Here is an 18,276-nt window from a genome sequence, read left to right as displayed (position 1 = left end):
CTTGGTTCATCCGCTTGCGCCGATCAAGCCGCGAGTTGACGAGGTGAAAATGAAAAAGCCCCGCAAAGGCGTTATCCAGATTGCCGAAATCGCAAACGGCATCATCGATCCGGTGCTGGCGAAACGCGCTGGAATCAGCACGGCCTTGCTAGGGTCTTGGGATGAAATTGCCGGAAGCGATTTTGCCGATTGCACCCGCCCGGAAAAGATCACATGGCCGCGACGCGACGAGGGGCCGGATCGTGGTGGGTATCAGGCCGGTGTGCTGACCATTGCTTGCGAAGGCGCGCGCGCGCTGTTTTTGACGCATGCGCAGGGCGAGTTGATTTCCCGCATCAACGGCTTTTTCGGTTTTCCCGCCGTGCGCCAGATCAGGATCGTGCAAAAGCCGGTGTCGCGAACGCTCAACCGGCGGCCCAAGCCACAGCCCCTGCGCGGCGATGCCGCCAAGCGGCTGGAAGGCATGATGGACGGCATTGAAAACGAAGCCTTGCGCAAGGCGGTGGAACGGCTTGGCACCGCGGTTTTGCAAAAGCGCACCCGCTCTGGCACCATTTGACGCAGTTCCCAGACCACGCAGTCCTTGACTGGTCACAATTCTTTGACAAGAAGAGAAGAAATGGCCGCTTGTTCTGAGCATGTGGCCGCGATATCGCAATTGCAGACAATTTCAGTCTTTCACACACAGGTGCTTGATGCATTTTCCAGACTTCAATATCACCCGCCGCAACCTTATGGGCGGTATCGCCCTTGCCGCCGTGGCCGCAGCCCTTCCATTCGCTCTGACGCCGGGCTCTGCCCTTGCTCAGACTTTGCCGGAATCGTCCGGCGATGTGGATATGACGGCAGTCATGAAGCCCGGCCCGCTGCCGGACCGTGCGCTGGGTGATCCGAACGCACCCGTGAAGATCGTTGAATATATGTCGATGACGTGCCCGCACTGCGCGCATTTCCACAACACGACCTTTGATGAAATCAAGAAAAAGTACATCGATACCGGCAAGGTCTATTTCGTGATCCGCGAATTCCCGTTCGATCCGCGTGCCGCTGCCGCCTTCATGCTGGCCCGTTGTGCACCTGAGCAGCAATATTACCCGTTCATTTCCATGCTCTTCAAACAGCAGCAGAGCTGGGCAACGGCGCAGGATGCACGCGCTGCACTTCTGCAAATGTCGAAACTGGCAGGTTTTTCACAGGAGACATTCGAGGCCTGCTTGACGAACCAGAAGCTTCTGGATGATGTGAACGCCACGATGCAACGCGGTGCCACGGAATTCGGCGTCAACTCGACCCCGACCTTCATCGTCAACGGAAAGCGCTACGCTGGAGACATGTCTGTTGAAAACATGTCGGCTCTTGTCGACAGCCTGCTGTAATCAACGTTCCTTCATAAAGACGGGCGACGGATGCTTCCGTGCGCCCGTTTTTTTTGATCTCGGGGCCGCAGCATGAAGTTCAACAAGCTGCGCCTGCTCGGCTTCAAATCCTTCGTCGAGCCCTCCGAGTTCATCATCGAGCCGGGTCTGACGGGCGTCGTCGGCCCCAATGGCTGCGGCAAGTCCAATCTTGTCGAAGCGCTTCGCTGGGTGATGGGCGAGAATTCCTACAAGAACATGCGCGCATCCGGCATGGATGACGTAATCTTCTCCGGTTCAGGCAATCGCCCGGCACGCAACACCGCCGAAGTTGGCCTCTACCTCGACAATTCCGACCGCACTGCTCCCGCTGCCTTCAACGATGCCGATGAAATCCAAGTCACCCGCCGCATCGAGCGCGAAAACGGCTCGGTCTATCGCATCAATGGCAAGGAAGCCCGCGCCAAGGATGTGCAGCTTCTGTTCGCCGATGCCTCCACCGGCGCACGCTCGCCCTCCATGGTTGGGCAGGGGCGGATCGGTGAACTCATCAACGCCAAACCGCAGGCCCGCCGCCAGCTTCTGGAAGAGGCGGCAGGCATCTCCGGCCTGCATTCGCGCCGCCACGAGGCAGAACTGCGCCTGCGCGCCGCCGAGGCCAATCTTGAGCGACTGGAAGACGTCACGGCGCAATTGGAGAGCCAGATCGAAAGCCTGAAACGGCAGGCGCGTCAGGCCAACCGCTTCAAGATGCTGTCGGCGGATATCCGCGCCCGTGAGGCGACCTTGCTGCACATCCGCTGGGTGGACGCCAAGCAGGCCGAGGGCGAGGCGGAAAGCGCGCTCAATCAGGCGACCAATCTGGTGGCCGAAAAAGCGCAGGCACAGATGGAAGCTGCCAAGGCGCAAGGCCTTGCCAGCTTCAAACTGCCGGAACTGCGTGAAAATGAAGCCAAGGTCGCCGCCGCCTTGCAACGCCTGCAAATCGCCCGCACCCAACTGGATGAGGAAACCAACCGCATACTGCGCCGCCGCGACGAGCTTGCCCGTCGTCTGGCGCAACTGGGCGAGGATATAGAGCGCGAGGAGCGCATGGTTTCTGACAATGCCGAAATCCTCGCGCGTCTGGATTCGGAAGAAGCCGAGATTCTCGAAATCCTGGCCGACTCGGGCCGCTACTCGGAAGAAACCCGCGAAGCTTTCGAGGAGGCCGCCGCGAAGCTCGCCGAGAGCGAACGTGTTTTCGCAAGCCTCACCGCAGAGCGCGCCGAAGCCTCCGCCAACCGTACCCAACTGGAACGCACCATCCGCGATCTTGCCGATCGGAAGGCGCGGCTAGACCGTCAGGCCTCGGACGCTGCTGCCGAAATCGAAAATATCGATGAAAAACTCTCCGGCCTTCCGGACCCTTCGGAAAAGCGCGAAAGCGTAGAAGCCGCCGAAATCGCCGTCGAAGACGCGTTGATCGTGGTGGAAGAGGCTGAAACTGCGGTAGCAGAGGCTCGTTCTGCGGAAGCGATCGCGCGTGGCCCGGTGGAAGCGGCACGCAGCCGCCTCAACGCGCTGGAAACCGAAGCGCGCACCATCTCCAAAATGCTGGCCGCCGGTGCCGTCTCCGGCTCGTTCACGCCGGTGGCTGAAGAGCTGAAGGTGGATCGCGGCTTCGAAGCAGCCCTTGGTGCCGCCTTGGGCGATGATCTCGAAAGCCCGCTCGACCCTGCCGCCCCGGCCTATTGGACCGCAAACGGCGAAGGTGCCGCTGATCCGGCGCTGCCCGATGGCGTGACATCCCTGCTTGCGCATGTCGCAGGGCCGGATGCGCTGAAACGCACGCTGCGCCAGACGGGTATCGTCTCGAGCCCTGATGAAGCCAAGCGCCTGATGCCCGCGCTGAAACCCGGTCAGCGCCTCGTCACCAAAGACGGCGCACTGTTCCGCTGGGATGGCCACATCACCAGTGCCGATGCGCCCGGTAATGCAGCCCTGCGGCTTGCCCAGAAAAACCGTCTTGCCGAGCTTGAAAGTGAAGTGGAAGAGGCGCGCTACGCCTTGGAAGAGGCGGAAGAGCAGCTTGCCGCCAGCGCCGATGAAATTCGCCTTGTCGAAAGCCAGCTTGCCGATGCGCGGGAACGAAGCCGTCTGGCATCCCGTCAACTGGTCGAAGCCCGGGATGCATTGTCCATGGCCGAACGCGCCTCCGGTGATCTTCTGCGTCGCCGCGATATCGTTTCCGAAGCGATCAACCAGATCAGCGGCCAGATCGAAGACATCGCTGTTCAGGAAGAAAATGCCCGCATCGAGCTGGAAGACGCGGCGGATCTTTCCGACCTCGATTTGCGCTTGCGCGAAAGCCAGCTTGAGGTCGCAACCGACCGCAGCCTTGTGGCCGAAGCTCGCGCGAAACATGAAGGCCTGAACCGGGAGGCCGAGGCACGCCAGCGCCGCATCAATGCCATCGCGCAGGAACGTGCCACATGGCAGGCCCGTGCCGCCAGCGCCAGCGGTCATATCGCAACCCTGCGCGAACGCGAGGATGAAGCGCGCGATGAGCTTGCCGAACTGGACATCGCGCCGGAAGAGTTCGATGAGAAGCGTCGCGATCTTCTAACGCAACTGCAAAAAACCGAGGAAGCACGGCGGGCCGCTGCCGACCAGCTGGTCGAGGCGGAAAACCTGCAACGCGAGGCAGACCGCGCAGCCACCATCGCTCTGTCAGCATTGGCGGAAGCTCGCGAAAAACGTGGCCGCGCTGAAGAACGCCTCGTGTCGGCCCGCGAGAAGCGTCAGGAAGGTGAACATCGCATCCGCGAGGCGCTGAACGTCGAGCCTCACATGGCCTTTCGCCTGACGGGCCTAGCGGTCGATGCGCCGATGCCCGAGATCCGCGATGTCGAGCGTGATCTGGATCGGCTGAAAATCGAGCGGGAACGCCTTGGTGCCGTCAATCTGCGTGCCGATGAGGAGCAGGCAGAGCTCTCTGAAAAGCTGGCGGCGCTGATCAAGGAACGCGACGACATCATCGATGCCGTGCGCAAGCTGCGCGCGGGTATCCACAATCTCAACCGCGAGGGTCGCGAGCGACTGGTTGCCGCCTTTGATATCGTCAACACGCAATTCCAGCGGTTGTTCACCCACCTGTTCGGCGGTGGCACGGCGGAATTGCAACTGATCGAATCCGACGACCCACTGGAAGCAGGCCTCGAAATCCTCGCCCGCCCGCCTGGCAAGAAGCCGCAGACCATGACGCTACTTTCGGGCGGTGAGCAGGCCTTGACCGCCATGGCGCTGATCTTCGCCGTCTTCCTCACCAATCCCGCGCCGATCTGCGTGCTGGACGAAGTGGACGCACCGCTGGATGACCACAATGTCGAGCGTTACTGCAACCTGATGGACGAGATGGTGGCCTCCACCGAAACGCGCTTCGTCATCATCACCCACAACCCCATCACCATGGCCCGCATGGATCGCCTCTTCGGAGTCACCATGGCCGAGCAGGGCGTTTCGCAACTGGTGTCCGTCGATTTGCAGATGGCGGAAAAACTGATCGAAACGGTCTGAGGGGAAGCTCTGAAGGCTGCTCCTAAGCCTGATTTTCTGCCTTTCCGCGGTTTCTTTGCCAGCATTTACGTCATGGCATCTTTCTCCCACCGATCTGCGATGCTGCAAAACATTGGCCAAAAGTTGAAATTTGCCATCCGAGCGCCATTTTCCTCCGCATTGATGGCGGCTAATTGCAATCTGACACTAGAAGTTTGCAATCAGACGTTTTGTAAGGCATTTTCACAGCGGTTACGGGGTGCGGTAGATCCCGTGTCCATTCCATGAAAATCTGGCCCTCCAGCCAGATATTCTCATCGATTATCGTTCCTCGTCGCACGTCGATGCGCGGGGAATATATGAATGTGTTGGCTGGCTGGTTGTTCTCGGGAGCTGAACACCAAAGCCCCAAAGCCGCACCTGGTGTCGGGACTGCGAAAGGTGAGGTTATCCGCCTGGAGACGAACCGGACGCCAAGTGCGCAAACATGGAAGGTAGATCATGGCAATACCCACTGTACCACGGCCGACAGGCCAGGCCTCTGCAAACACAAATGCCCAGAGCACACCCCCCGTGTTTCGGCCGATCCCGCTGTCCAGCTCGCCGAATCTGTCGGGTTCCGAAGGCAAGGCGACGGTCGTTCTCAGCGGTCGCGAACTGGACGCCATCATCGACGAAACGTTTTCCGTCTACGAGAAGTATAATCTGCGCAGGACCCAGCATCAGAGCGTGGCCGGGATGACCAGCGACGGCTATCTGCTCTACGCAATCAATTCCCGGGTGGGCGCGCGGGACTATACGGCGATGGGCGCATTCGATCCTGCCGGAAAGCCTGTCGAGCCCACGTCATCCCAGAAAAAGCTGCTCGGAAATTATATTTCCAACCCCGGCAAGCTCATCACGATGGATGCCAAAAGCAACAGCGTCATCGGGTTGAAGACCAATGGCATCAATCCGAATGTGAGCGTCTACACCGATCTCGCTTCCAAGAACACCACCTTCTATTTCGACACGAGCTTTGACACGGCGTCCCTGAAGGCCGATGGCAGCGTCACACTCGACAATCACATGAATGTGGCCAAGCGTGCACTGAACGTAAGCGGAGGCGGCAACGGCTTTACTGGCAAGGCAAGCTACGAAAAGGCTGGCGATGTGGTCAACGCCTCGCTGGATGCCGCGTATCGCGCGGGAGACACCGGTTGGGGCGTGCAGGGCATTGTTCAGAAAAATGGCGACGTGCTGAAGCGCCAATTGGGTGCCGACTACAAGTCCACCGACAGGCAATGGGCTGTGGATGGCAATGTCAGCAGGAGTGGCAATGTCAGCGGCCATTCGATCGGGGCAAGCTACAAGCCCACGGGATCCGACTGGAGCGGTTCTGGCCGTCATACCCGCTACGGCGATGAACGGAGCACGGAAATCGGTGTGGCCTATGATCGACCAAAGAACCTGAAGGTGGAGGTGGCGGCGAAGCGCAATTCCGGTGCCTCCGGCAAGGCAGACCATCAGATCGAAATCAAGATCACTGCGGAATTCTGAAGAAACCCGCCCGCGTCATAAAAATCCCCTGCCGTGAACCAAGGCGGGGGGTTTGGTTTTTATATTTGAGGGTACGCGCACATGGAGAAGATGGTAGCCTCCATCGAAAAGCGTGTCGTCATCACCATGGTCCGCCTCTTCAGTCACCATGGCAGAGCAGGGCGTTGCAACTCGTTTCCGTCGATTTATTTTTACGATTTCGCAAAAATAAACGCCAGAATGCGAAAGCTTCCGTAACGTAAATTTGACTATTTATCCATCCTGGCGATGTGCTGCCTTATAGTCTCTCTTGGAAGTTGGCGCCTCCGCGACGTCTGCATAATTATTATACATCTCTTGATTGGTATTATTTCTTCCTGACGATTAAGTCTGATCATTCCACGCGCAAACTGCTCAAATTATCAGCATAAAGGATGTGTTTCATATCTAATTAATACTTCGAGATCACTCTTTGATCGCGCATCCATACATCGCCAGACATTATTCGGCTCGGTCCGATTGTCGCGAAGATGCGTCGTTCAAGAGGATCTCCATGTCTATTCGGTCAAAACTTCTGTCCTGCATATTTTTCCTCGTCGCAATACTTGCGGTGACGTCGGTCTTTTCGTTTTACGCGCTGAATGAAGAAGCAAGGCTGCTGCGCAGCGTTGTCGCCGACCGCGTGATACCCATGGCACAGCTCAAATCCATTTCGGATGATTACGCGGTCAAGATTGTGGATACCGTTCACAAGGTGAGTGGCGGCTCCCTGACCGTCGACCAGGGTATCCAGAACATCCGTGGCGCGATGCAGAACATCGACAAGTCCTGGAGGGATTATACCGCTACCTATCTGACAGTGGATGAGAAGCGTCTGGCCGATGAATTTCAGAGCATGCGCCAATCGGCGGATCAGAAAATCCAGGGCATCATCACGCTGTTGCAGGCCGGTAATCTGGAGGAGATCGGCAATTTCGCCGATGGTCAGCTCTATTCGATCATCGATCCCTTGGGAGAGTCCGTCTCGAAACTCATAGACATTCAATTGACCGCAGCCAAGGACGGCATGGTTGCCGGTGAAGACCTCAAATCCTTCATCGTCCACACCTTGGCCATTCTCGGTGCCATTGCTTTGGCGCTGGCGGTGGTCTGCGTGCTCATCGTCATTCGCGGTGTCATCAAGCCCATTCAGCGCATGACGGGTTCCATGTCGTCGCTCGCATCCGGCAATGTCGATCTGGAGATTCCCGGCGCAGATCGCAAGGACGAGATCGGCAAGATGGCCCAGAACGTCGTCATCTTCCGCAACAATGCCATCGAGCGCGCTCGCCTCGAACATGAAGCCGATGCCAATCGCAGCCTGTCCGAAAAGGAACGCATTGCCCGTGAGGAACAGAAAGCCAAGGAAGCGGCAGACACCAGCTTTGCCGTCGATAACCTGGCCGATGCGCTGTCGCGCCTGTCGGACGGCGATGTCTCCTATCGCATCAGCCAGCCTTTCGCTGCTCATCTCGATGCTGTCCGCAGCAACTTCAACGCCTCCGCCGAAAAGCTGCAATCGGCCCTGTCTCGCGTTGCCGAAAACGCGCGTGGTATCGACGCCGGTGCCAATGAAATCCGCGCCGCTGCCGACGATCTGGCCAAGCGCACCGAACAGCAGGCGGCGTCGGTCGAAGAAACCGCAGCGGCCCTCGAGCAGATCACCACGACGGTGAAGGACAGCACCAAGCGTGCACAGGAAGCCGGTCAGCTGGTCTCCAAGGCCCGCACCGGTGCCGAACAGTCCGGCGATGTGGTTCGCAAGGCTGTCATTGCCATGGAACAGATCGAGAAGTCCTCGTCTGAAATCTCCAACATCATCAGCGTGATCGATGAGATCGCTTTCCAGACCAACCTTCTGGCCTTGAATGCCGGTGTGGAAGCGGCGCGTGCCGGTGAAGCAGGCAAGGGCTTTGCGGTCGTGGCTCAGGAAGTCCGTGAACTGGCCCAGCGCTCTGCCAATGCCGCCAAGGACATCAAGGCTTTGATCACGACGTCGAACGGTCAGGTCCAGCAGGGCGTGCAACTAGTCGGCGAGACAGGTCGCGCCTTGGAAACCATCGTTGCCGAAGTGCAGGAAATCAACCGTCACGTTGTGGCGATTGTCGATGGTGCGCAGGAGCAGTCTTCCGGCTTGCAGCAGATCAACACGGCTGTGAACCAGATGGATCAGGACACGCAGAAGAACGCGGCCATGGTCGAGGAGCAGACCGCGGCCAGCCACGGCCTTGCTCGCGAAGCCGCTTCGCTCAACCAGTTGCTGGGCCAGTTCAAGCTGGGCGGTGGATACGAGGCACCGCGCCAGGCGACGCAGGCGGAACGTCCGGTTCAGTCTCCGGCCCGTGCGCTGGGCCGCAAGGTTGCCTCTGCCTTCAACGGCGGTGCCGCTGTCAAATCCGAATGGGAAGAGTTTTGAGCCGAAAGGCTTTAATGACCTGAGATAAGATCATGCCTTCCATGCCCCCCGTGCTCGTCGCGGGCGGTTTTTTATGATGAGCGCTGGCGCCTGCGCCGTATTTATGCTGCACTGCGGTGGCAACCTGCCAAAACTGGCGTTTCCAACACTATGACAATGCTGTAAAGGGTTGAAAAACAAGAACGCTTCTGGGTGGAGAGCGTAGAATGAAAAAGTGGGTCTATACCTTTGGCGATGGGATCGCTGAGGGACGCGCGAGCGACATCGCCATATTGGGCGGCAAGGGCGCAAACCTTGCTGAAATGGCGAGCCTCGGCCTGCCTGTTCCCCCCGGCCTGACCATTATCAGCGAAGCCTGCGCGCGCTACCATCAGGGCGGTCGCTGTTTGCCTGAAGAACTGAAATTGCAGGTCACCAGCGGCATCTCCGGCATGGAAGCCATCACCGGTCGCACTTTCGGCTCCGGCTCGCAACCGCTTCTTCTCTCCATTCGCTCGGGCGCCCGCGCCTCCATGCCCGGCATGATGGACACGGTCCTCAACCTCGGCCTCAATGACGAGACGGTGCAGGCGCTGGCCAGCGATTCGGGTGACGCCCGCTTTGCCTGGGATAGCTACCGCCGCTTCATCCAGATGTATGCCGATGTGGTGATGGGCCTCGACCACGAAATCTTCGAAGAAATCCTGGAGGATGAGAAGGGACGTCTTGGATACGAATACGATACCGAACTGTCGGCGGATGAGTGGCAGCACATCGTCTCGCTCTATAACGGCCTGATCGAAGACGAGCTCGGCGAACCGTTTCCGCAGGACACGCAGGTGCAATTGTGGGGTGCCATCGGCGCCGTCTTTGCGAGCTGGATGAACACCCGCGCCGTCACCTACCGCCAACTGCACAATATTCCGGGCGACTCGGGCACGGCGGTCAACGTGCAGGCCATGGTCTTCGGTAATCTCGGCTCTACGTCCGCGACTGGCGTTGCCTTCACCCGCAATCCCTCCACAGGCGAAAAAGAGCTGTACGGCGAATTCCTCGTCAACGCGCAGGGTGAGGATGTGGTCGCAGGCATTCGCACCCCGCAATCCATTACCGAAGAGGCGCGCATAAACTCCGGCTCCGACAAGCCGTCTATGGAAAAGCTGATGCCCGAGGCATTTGCTGAATTCATCGAGATTTGCGGACGGCTGGAAGGCCATTACCGCGATATGCAGGATATGGAATTCACCATAGAGCGCGGCAAATTGTGGATGTTGCAGACCCGTGCAGGCAAGCGCACCACCAAGGCGGCGATGAAGATCGCCGTCGATATGGTGGCCGAAGGTCTCGTTACCACCGATGAAGCCATCTGCCGCATCGAGCCCTCGTCGCTCGATCAGTTGCTGCACCCCACCATCGATCCCTCCATCGAGCGCCCTATCATCGGCTCCGGCCTTCCGGCCTCGCCCGGTGCGGCATCCGGCGAGATCGTCTTCAGCTCCGATGAGGCCGTTGCGGCGAAAGCCGAAGGGCGACGCGTCATTCTCGTGCGCATGGAAACCAGCCCGGAAGACATTCACGGCATGCATGCCGCCGAAGGCATCCTGACCACGCGCGGCGGCATGACCAGCCATGCGGCGGTTGTCGCTCGCGGCATGGGCATTCCCTGCGTCTCCGGCGCAGGCTCCATGCGGGTGGATGTGCGCAACAACGTGCTGATCGGCGTGGGCTGCATGCTGAGACAGGGCGATGTCATCACCATCGACGGGTCATCCGGTCGCGTGATGAAGGGCGAAGTGCCGATGACGCAGCCGGAACTGTCAGGCGATTTCGCCAAGCTGATGCAATGGGCAGACGCCACCCGCCGCATGACGGTGCGCACCAATGCCGACACACCTGCCGATGCCCGCGCTGCCCGCGCCTTCGGCGCCGAAGGCATAGGCCTGTGCCGCACAGAACATATGTTCTTCGAGGGCGACCGCATTCAAGTGATGCGCGAAATGATCCTTGCCGAACACGAAGAGGGCAGGCGTGCCGCGCTCGACCAGTTGCTGCCCATGCAGCGGCAGGATTTTACCGACCTGTTTTCCATCATGCACGGCCTGCCGGTGACAATTCGCCTACTCGACCCACCCTTGCACGAATTCCTGCCCAAGACCGATGGCGAAATCGTGGAGGTCGCGGCGGCCATGGGCATGTCGCAGACGCTGTTCCGGCAACGGCTGGATGCATTGCACGAGTTCAACCCCATGCTCGGCCATCGTGGTTGCCGCCTGGCCATTTCCTATCCCGAAATTGCAGAAATGCAGGCCCGCGCCATTTTCGAGGCCGCCGTCGAAGCCGCACGCCAGACCGGCGCACCCGTCGTGCCGGAAATCATGGTGCCGCTCGTTGGTCTTCGTTCGGAACTGGACTATGTCCGCGCCGTCATCGACCGCGTCGCCGCAGCCGTGGCGCAGGAAACCGGCGTGACGCTGGAATATCTCACCGGGACCATGATCGAGCTACCGCGTGCCGCTCTCCGTGCCCATGTGATTGCCGAGGCCGCCGAATTCTTCTCCTTCGGCACCAACGACCTGACGCAAACGACATTCGGCATTTCCCGCGATGATGCCGCACGCTTCATCGAGACCTATCAGCGCAAAGGCATCATCGAGCGAGACCCCTTCGTCTCACTGGATTTCGATGGCGTCGGAGAACTCATCCGCATCGCCGCCGACCGTGGACGCCAGACGCGGCCAGAATTGAAACTCGGCATTTGCGGTGAGCATGGCGGCGACCCAGCGTCGATCCATTTCTGTGAGGATGCGGGTCTGGACTACGTGTCCTGCTCGCCCTTCCGCGTGCCGATCGCGCGGCTATCTGCGGCGCAGGCAACGCTCGCCATGGCGCAAAAGCGTGACACCGAAACCGTGTCGAAGGTCGTGCCTCTCAGGGCGATTCCGGCGAAGGTCTAGCGGTTCTGCACGATGATGCGGCGTTCCACCACAACAGGGCGATAGAACATGTCGCGGCTGGATTGTGCCTGCCAAGCACGCGCATCCGCGCGTCGGTCGAGGTCGAGATCCAGCAGGCAACCGGCCATCTGGTCCGTATTGGGGCGGAAGCCATAACCTCGGCAGGTCGTTTCGTCACGTGCGCGCCGTTCCTCCGGGCTCAGCGTCTGGCAGGACGATAGCGCCAGCAATGTTGCGACTGCACCGAGAACAATGGAAACACGCATGTTGATAACTCCCTTGGCAGCAGCGACTGCGGCTGCTTTGCGCTTCACTGATACGATTGTTTGAGCTTCTAGAAAAGTCTGCGGTGCGGCAAAGGTTGCGTCCATGAAACAGGTCGCACGAAAGTGTTTGTGGTGCGTCGATCAGAGGACGGATCGATTCCCTTCGGCACTGAAACGCATTATGACGGGACAGACCCGGCGATTCCTTGCGGACCAGAACCTTCGCGCGAAACGCCTTCAACAAAGATACCACGGCATGTCGTGCAAGTCCGCTCAGCGGTTGCAGCAGCGATATGCCAAGCCAGGTGCCGCTTTATGACTGTGCGTTTCGTTCGGCCCGTGTCCTATGCGGCATATCTGTCTCGGTATCTCGGGCTGTCGGCGCTCGTCGTGTTCCTCATCGCCGCACCGCTTCACCGCTTCGGTCCGCTGACATTACCGGACTTCATCTCGCTCACCCTCATTTCCGCCGCCATCGCTGCCGCTGCCCTCTTGCTCGCTATGGTCGGCTTGCAGCGCCTGTGGGCTGCGGGCGCCAAAGGTGGGTTGTGGTCGCTTTACGCCATTCTGCTCGCAGCGATCCCGCTCGGTGTCGTGGCGTTTGCAGCGTTTCTCTATTGGCAGAAACCCCACATCTACGATGTATCGACAGATGTCGTGGATGCGCCGAACTGGCTCTCCATCCCTGTCGCCAATCAACAATGGCTGCCGCGTCCGGCGCTTGTATCGAAGGCAGATCGAGATGCGCAGATGGCTGCCTATCCGAGCCTTGCCGGTCACCGCTACGAAGGCGCAATCGACCGCGTCTACACCGCCGCCCGCAAGGTGGCGAAAGCACAACGCATCCGCATTGCGCATACCGAGGGCTTGATCGGCTCACTGCCGGATGTGCAACCGGGCGTGCCGCAGCAGGATCAGAACGAAAGTGTCAGCGACACGCCGATCGATGAGTTGCCGACCAACGTGCCCGTGCCGATGGCCCGGCCTGCAGAGGCACCAGCGCCGACCTTCTTCAACGGCAGCGGCGTGGTTCTTCTGCAAGGCGAAACGCGCACGCTGATCTGGGGCCTGCGCTTCGATGTGCTCATCCGCCTGCGCGAAGATACCGAAACCACGCTGGTAGACGTCCGCGTCGCCTCCCGCTTCGGCCCACACGATCTCGGCATGGGCGCAGAGATAGCAGACGCCTATCTCGACGCGCTGGATGCAGAAATGCAGGGTTTGAACGACAATTGAGCGATCAGATGAATCGATCGCGTTCCGCTGCTGTCGGCATCCGGCAAGCCTGACGCCGTCCGGCAATCTTCATGCGGTTGCGCGCAACCAGATCGTAAACACGGTCCCGAAGACCGCGTGGCACGAAGCGGAAAATGGCCAGCAGACTGGTCCTGCCACCCAGCAACTTCAGCACGCGTAAAACACCGTCCGAACGGGGATAAGCGATGCCGTTTTCAACCAACAAACTGGTTTCATAATTGTCTGTTCTATAGCCGTAATGACGCATCAACGCCGTGCCAAGTTCAGACTGCGCAGGAGTGAAACGAAACAGCGCGTTTTTATCGTGGCGTAAGACGAAATCGATATCGCGAGAGCAAAACCCGCATTCGCCATCGAAAACGATCAATGGCCTATCGTCGGGGAAGTCCGGCACTGCTGGATCGGCGCGATAGCTATAGGCTGTACCCAGGGTCTCGCTCCTATGTCGGAACATAAAGCCCACCCAGCGCAGGCGGGCCATCTGTCTGTACCTCGCCTTTTTCGATCAGGTCTTCGATATGCGCCAGAACCGAAAGGGCTGCTGCTCCGTGCAGGCGCGGATCGGTGCTGCGGTAGATGATCTTCACCATGTCAGGTATGGTTCTGTCGCCCGCTTTGATACGGGCAAGCACCGCCTTTTCACGCATGCGTCTATGAGCGCGCAGCCCGCGCATGAAGGCGGTGGGGTCGTTGACCGGCCCGCCATGGCCGGGCAGAAACAGCCGGTCGTCGCGTTTTAGCAGTTTTGCCAGTGAGGCCATATAGTCGCTCATCGATCCATCCGGCGGTGCGACGATGGTCGTGGCCCAGGCCATGACATGGTCGGCCGAAAAGACGATGCCGGTATCGCCAAGCGCAAAAGCTGAATGGTTGGCGGTATGGCCGGGCGTGTGCAGCGCCGTCAACGTCCAGCCGTCACCGGAAAGGCTCTGGTTGTCGCCGAGTACGATGTCGGGCACAAAGGCGGTATCGGAGCTTTCGGCAAACGGGTTGCGCTCGCCTTCGTGCAAGGGGCGCGCAGCGCGATGCGGCCCTTCGGCTACTGTCAGCGCGCCGGTGGCTTGGGCAAGCCGGGCGGCCAGCGGCGAGTGGTCGCGATGCGTATGGCTGACGAAGATATGGGTGACGTCGCGGCCTTCCAGCGCCGTCATCAGCGCTTGAAAATGTGCCTCGTCCTCCGGGCCGGGATCGATGACGGCAACGGACTTGTCTCCGACGATATAGCTGTTCGTGCCGTAAAAGGTAAAAGCCGAGGGATTGTTGACCGTGATGCGCTGCACACCATCCGCCACCGGCACGGCAGTACCATAGGCGGGGTCGAAGTCGCGGTTGAAGTCCGGGTCTGCCATCGGCTCAGTCAATGCTCACTTGTATTCGATTTCGATGAAGGACATCGGTTCGCTGCCGGCATTGACCACATTGTGCGAAACACCCGCTTCACGTCGATAGGGCATGCCCTGCGCCACATCCACATGGCGGCTACCGTCTTCTTCTTCGATCAGGAAATGACAATCGGTCATCGGCACGACGACATAGCCCAGCCCATGGGTGTGGTGACCCGTATCGGCCCCCGGTTCGAAATCCCAGCGAATGATCCGCACCACATCGTCATCCAGAAGCGTGGTGGGAATGGCGGGCGGGCGGGCGCTGTATTTGCTCATGACACTGTTCACCGAATAGCTGTGGAACGACAGGTTGTCTTCTGACGTAACATGAAGCACGAAGTGGACACACAAGAAATATTGTTCACCCCTCAACTTAATGATTGCCGCTGCCAGTCGGCTTTGCTAATCAGGCCCGGTTCAGGCAGTGGCGCTTCGCCGTCTGCCCTGGTGGGGCGTCGCCAAGCGGTAAGGCACCGGTTTTTGGTACCGGCATTCCCAGGTTCGAATCCTGGCGCCCCAGCCACACATTTTTCGGCGTTCCTGACGGTCCGAATCATTCCCGTCTGTGATAGTCAACCTACATGGAAACCTCTCTTTATCTGCCTGTCAAAACCTTCCTTGAATCCGCTGGTTATGTGGTCAAAGGCGAGATTGGCGGTTGTGATCTGGTGGGGATCAATGGGGATGATCCACCTATCGTCGTCGTGTGCGAACTGAAACTCACCTTCAATCTCGAGCTCATCCTTCAGGCTGTCGACAGAGCGGCGATTTCGGACGAGGTCTGGATTGCCGCGCGCATCTCGGCCAAGGGCAGGGGGCGGGAGGCTGACAAGCGCTATCGCGATCTCTGCCGTCGTCTTGGCATCGGCATGCTCGGTGTGTCCGACCGTGGGGATGTCAGCGTCATCGTTGCTTCCGTATCGCCCATGCCACGTACCAATCCGAAACGGCGCTCCAGGCTTGTGCGCGAGCACCAGAACAGGCGCGGCGATCCCGTCCTGGGCGGCAGCACGCGCACGCCAATGATGACCGCCTACCGCCAGCAGGCTTTGGGCTGTGCAGCCGCTCTCTCCGCAGAGCCGATGCGCCTTCGCGATGTGAGGGAACGCATCCCGGACGCCGGGAAAATTTTGCAATCCAATGTCTATGGCTGGTTCGAGCGATTGGACAGAGGCGTGTATGGCCTGACAGACGCTGGCCGCGACGCGCTTATCCGATGGCCCCAATCATCTGACGCCCCTTAAGCTGCCTCTATCGGCTTGACCGCTCTTAGTCGCGGGCGACCGATCTTGCGCGCAAGAACGACGAGTTCCGTCGGCGCCGTCTTCGTCAAGGCGAGTTTTGCGGCTTCATTCAGCGTTGTCGCGATGAAATCGGCGCTGATATCCGACGCATCGATCTGCGCGAAATTCTGCCCGTTAGCAGTCGGCATCAGGATGCCCACCCGCATGGAGGGTTTGGCACGCTTCAAACGGCGGATGATCTGGCGGGCATGGGATTTGGAGTTGCCGTTGAGGAACGAGACGACGACAGTATCGACACCATCGAGCTCGAGTTTTTGCGAGCTTTGCCCAGTCATCGCAGAATAACTTGAAGACGAGACCTCCGCGCCTTGAATGTCGATGATCTGCGACAGCATCGCCGATACGGCGTCGTCTATGGCGCCACGGCCACCCAGACACAGAATGGTCTGGCCCGCACCGTCCGGCAGGTCGCCCACGTCTTCGCCGGTTGCAGATGTTTCCGCGTCCTCTTCCTCATTCTCCTCTTCGTCGGCAATGTCGGAAAGGTTTTCGACGAGCATTATCGAACTGGAGGAAAACAGCGCGATCTGCGCATCGGACATGACGCCACGCTGCCTGTCCATTTCACCTAAAAGGAGAGCCGGAAGCCCGACCTTGTCGTAATAGTCAACGAGATATTCGTCCTTCAGATAGTCCTCGGCATTGTCCGTCGCCTCGTTCGGGTCGCCTGCCAGAAGACGCTGATAGAGCTTTTCGTGCAGTTCCAGAACCGGCTCGTTTCCAAGCAGAACATCGAGAAAACCGAACTGCGGAACGTAGCGGCCAAGCACGACAAGGCACACGGTGAGCGGCGTCGATAGCATCAGGCCGATCGGCCCCCACAGCCAGGACCAGAAAATGGCCGACACGATGATCGCCAGCGGCGACAGGCCCGTGTGAGAGCCGTAGAGCCAGGGCTCGACTACATTGTTGCTGATGAGTTCCGTCGTCAGGAACAGCGCCGCCACCCAGGCAACCAGCGACCAACCGGGCGCGATGGCCAGCGCCAGAAACAGCGGCAGGATCATGCCAATGACAGGCCCGATATAGGGCACGAACCGCAATACGAGCGTCAGCAGGCCCCAGAGGATCGCATTGGGTATTCCCAATATCCACAAGCCGATGGTGATGGGCAGGGCGTAAAGCGCATTCACTACCAGCTGCATCAGCAGATATTTGCCGACGCGCTTGCCTGCATCCTGAAGTGCTGCCGTGGTTCGATGCAGGTCGCTCAGGCCCACCAGCCGGATGAAGCGATCTCTCAAATCCTCCCGTTCCAGCAGCATGAAGACGACGAGAACGATGACAAGGCCCGCCGTCGCAAAGGGGCTGATGAGCGGCAGGATCAAATTGCCGAGCGTTTGCAACGGATTGGTGCGCGATATGATTTCGACGGGCATGGGTTCGCGCGGCTGAACTTCGGGCGCAGCGTCATCCTGGCTCTCCACGGCGCGGACCTGTATCTCGGCCCCTACCTTTTCCACCACCTTGCTGAGATGGTCGAGCAGGCCGTTGCCCGCACCGGCCTGCGCCAGAACCTGAACCTTGGCCACGATGTTGCGCTGATAGGTCGGAATGTTTTCGGCCAAGTTTGCCACCTGTGTGGCAACGATGAAACTGAAAACCGCGATCGCGCTGAAGGCCGATATGACGGCGAGAATGACGGCCAGAATCTTCGGCACCGAGCGTTTGCGCAGGAAGGAGACGATGGGCGCCAGCGTGAACGACAAAAGCAGCGAGAGCGCAAGCGGAATGAAGATTTCCTGACCCACGCGCAACAGAAACGCCACCCCGATCAGGATCAGCACTGTCTTGCCCGACAGCATATTGGTCGAGGCCGCGTCGGTTTTCGGATAGGTTGGACCCGCCGTTACCGCGCTGATTGTTTTTGGAAAGTCCATGTTTTTCCCGCCCTATGCTCATCCGGTTCACTGTGCGGACCAATGCGACAAAGAGCACCAGCGGATGTGCAAAAACTTTGGCGGGCAGGTCGAACTGAGTGACGCACAACCGGACTGTCACGCCGTATGCGAGGCGTTGAACGCGCGTGTTGATGTCCGGTTCCTTATATGAGCGCGGCGATGACGATAAGCATTCAGATGTGTGTCTCAACTGCCATGGCTTTCTTTGCCCGGCGTGATCGTGAAAACGGTTATAAGGCCTGATCGGCAAAAAAGACAAATCATCGAGAATCCGCAAAAGTGAAGTCGGTATATACGAAACATGCGTTGCGAGACGCATGAAAACACCGCTAAAAGCCTAGTCTGGTTTTCGCGCTTGGAGTTCT

Annotated in this window: 13 protein-coding genes and 1 tRNA gene; 9 read left to right on the top strand and 5 right to left on the bottom strand. The window is 59.2% G+C overall.

Annotated features, from left to right (window positions below):
• Window positions 1-49: 49 nt before the first annotated feature.
• The 6 genes from RRU01S_RS16140 to ppdK all read left to right on the top strand — a co-directional run bounded on the left by RRU01S_RS16140 (window position 50) and on the right by ppdK (window position 11,798).
• Window positions 50-559 carry a DUF721 domain-containing protein gene (locus tag RRU01S_RS16140; RefSeq protein ID WP_045231391.1) on the top strand — a complete coding sequence of 170 codons (510 nt, stop codon included), beginning with the start codon at window positions 50-52 and terminating at the stop codon, window positions 557-559.
• Window positions 560-695: 136 nt separating this feature from the next.
• Window positions 696-1,376 carry a DsbA family protein gene (locus tag RRU01S_RS16135; protein WP_045231318.1) on the top strand — a complete coding sequence of 227 codons (681 nt, stop codon included), beginning with the start codon at window positions 696-698 and terminating at the stop codon, window positions 1,374-1,376.
• 72 nt (window positions 1,377-1,448) lie between these two features.
• A complete protein-coding gene (smc, locus tag RRU01S_RS16130; protein WP_045231317.1) occupies window positions 1,449-4,913 on the top strand; it encodes a chromosome segregation protein SMC in 3,465 nt (1,154 codons plus the stop codon).
• Window positions 4,914-5,393: 480 nt separating this feature from the next.
• Window positions 5,394-6,431, top strand: a complete 1,038-nt coding sequence (locus RRU01S_RS16125) for a hypothetical protein (RefSeq protein WP_131367800.1) — start codon at window positions 5,394-5,396, stop codon at window positions 6,429-6,431.
• A 526-nt stretch (window positions 6,432-6,957) separates the two neighbouring features.
• Window positions 6,958-8,865, top strand: a complete 1,908-nt coding sequence (locus RRU01S_RS16120) for a HAMP domain-containing methyl-accepting chemotaxis protein (RefSeq protein ID WP_412674295.1) — start codon at window positions 6,958-6,960, stop codon at window positions 8,863-8,865.
• 206 nt (window positions 8,866-9,071) lie between these two features.
• Window positions 9,072-11,798, top strand: a complete 2,727-nt coding sequence (gene ppdK, locus RRU01S_RS16115) for a pyruvate, phosphate dikinase (RefSeq protein ID WP_045231315.1) — start codon at window positions 9,072-9,074, stop codon at window positions 11,796-11,798.
• On the opposite strand, the gene RRU01S_RS16110 is transcribed toward ppdK, so the two are convergent.
• Complete coding sequence (locus tag RRU01S_RS16110; RefSeq protein WP_045231389.1) at window positions 11,795-12,064, bottom strand: hypothetical protein; 270 nt, start codon at window positions 12,062-12,064, stop codon at window positions 11,795-11,797. The genes ppdK and RRU01S_RS16110 overlap by 4 nt on opposite strands.
• A 315-nt stretch (window positions 12,065-12,379) precedes the next feature.
• Here RRU01S_RS16110 and RRU01S_RS16100 point away from each other — a divergent pair, with 315 nt between their 5' ends.
• Window positions 12,380-13,300: a DUF1499 domain-containing protein gene (locus RRU01S_RS16100; RefSeq protein WP_045231313.1), complete on the top strand. Its 921-nt coding sequence runs from the start codon at window positions 12,380-12,382 to the stop codon at window positions 13,298-13,300.
• Between the two features lie 4 nt (window positions 13,301-13,304).
• Here RRU01S_RS16100 and RRU01S_RS16095 read toward each other — a convergent pair whose 3' ends face one another.
• Genes RRU01S_RS16095 through RRU01S_RS16085 form a run of 3 tightly spaced genes read right to left on the bottom strand, consistent with a single transcriptional unit; the run spans window position 13,305 to window position 14,982 of the window.
• On the bottom strand, window positions 13,305-13,775 hold the full coding sequence (locus RRU01S_RS16095) for a thiol-disulfide oxidoreductase DCC family protein (protein WP_045231388.1): 471 nt from the start codon (window positions 13,773-13,775) through the stop codon (window positions 13,305-13,307).
• On the bottom strand, window positions 13,762-14,670 hold the full coding sequence (locus RRU01S_RS16090; protein ID WP_045231312.1) for an MBL fold metallo-hydrolase: 909 nt from the start codon (window positions 14,668-14,670) through the stop codon (window positions 13,762-13,764). The genes RRU01S_RS16095 and RRU01S_RS16090 overlap by 14 nt, the downstream gene beginning before the upstream one ends.
• A gap of 15 nt (window positions 14,671-14,685) precedes the next feature.
• On the bottom strand, window positions 14,686-14,982 hold the full coding sequence (locus RRU01S_RS16085) for a cupin domain-containing protein (RefSeq protein ID WP_045231387.1): 297 nt from the start codon (window positions 14,980-14,982) through the stop codon (window positions 14,686-14,688).
• A gap of 172 nt (window positions 14,983-15,154) precedes the next feature.
• On the opposite strand from RRU01S_RS16085, the gene RRU01S_RS16080 reads away from it, so the two are divergent.
• Both RRU01S_RS16080 and RRU01S_RS16075 read left to right on the top strand, forming a co-directional pair.
• Window positions 15,155-15,229 (top strand) — tRNA-Gln (locus RRU01S_RS16080).
• Window positions 15,230-15,287: 58 nt separating this feature from the next.
• Window positions 15,288-15,950, top strand: coding sequence for a DUF2161 domain-containing phosphodiesterase (locus RRU01S_RS16075; protein WP_045231311.1), 663 nt, complete (start codon window positions 15,288-15,290; stop codon window positions 15,948-15,950).
• Here the strand turns inward: RRU01S_RS16075 and RRU01S_RS16070 are convergent.
• Window positions 15,947-17,890 carry an AI-2E family transporter gene (locus RRU01S_RS16070; protein WP_081880103.1) on the bottom strand — a complete coding sequence of 648 codons (1,944 nt, stop codon included), beginning with the start codon at window positions 17,888-17,890 and terminating at the stop codon, window positions 15,947-15,949. The genes RRU01S_RS16075 and RRU01S_RS16070 overlap by 4 nt on opposite strands.
• Between the last annotated feature and the right edge of the window lie 386 nt (window positions 17,891-18,276).

The sequence above is a fragment of the Agrobacterium rubi TR3 = NBRC 13261 genome (assembly GCF_000739935.1).
GTDB classification, from domain to species: domain Bacteria; phylum Pseudomonadota; class Alphaproteobacteria; order Rhizobiales; family Rhizobiaceae; genus Agrobacterium; species Agrobacterium rubi.
This window is presented reverse-complemented; position numbering and strand designations above follow the sequence as displayed.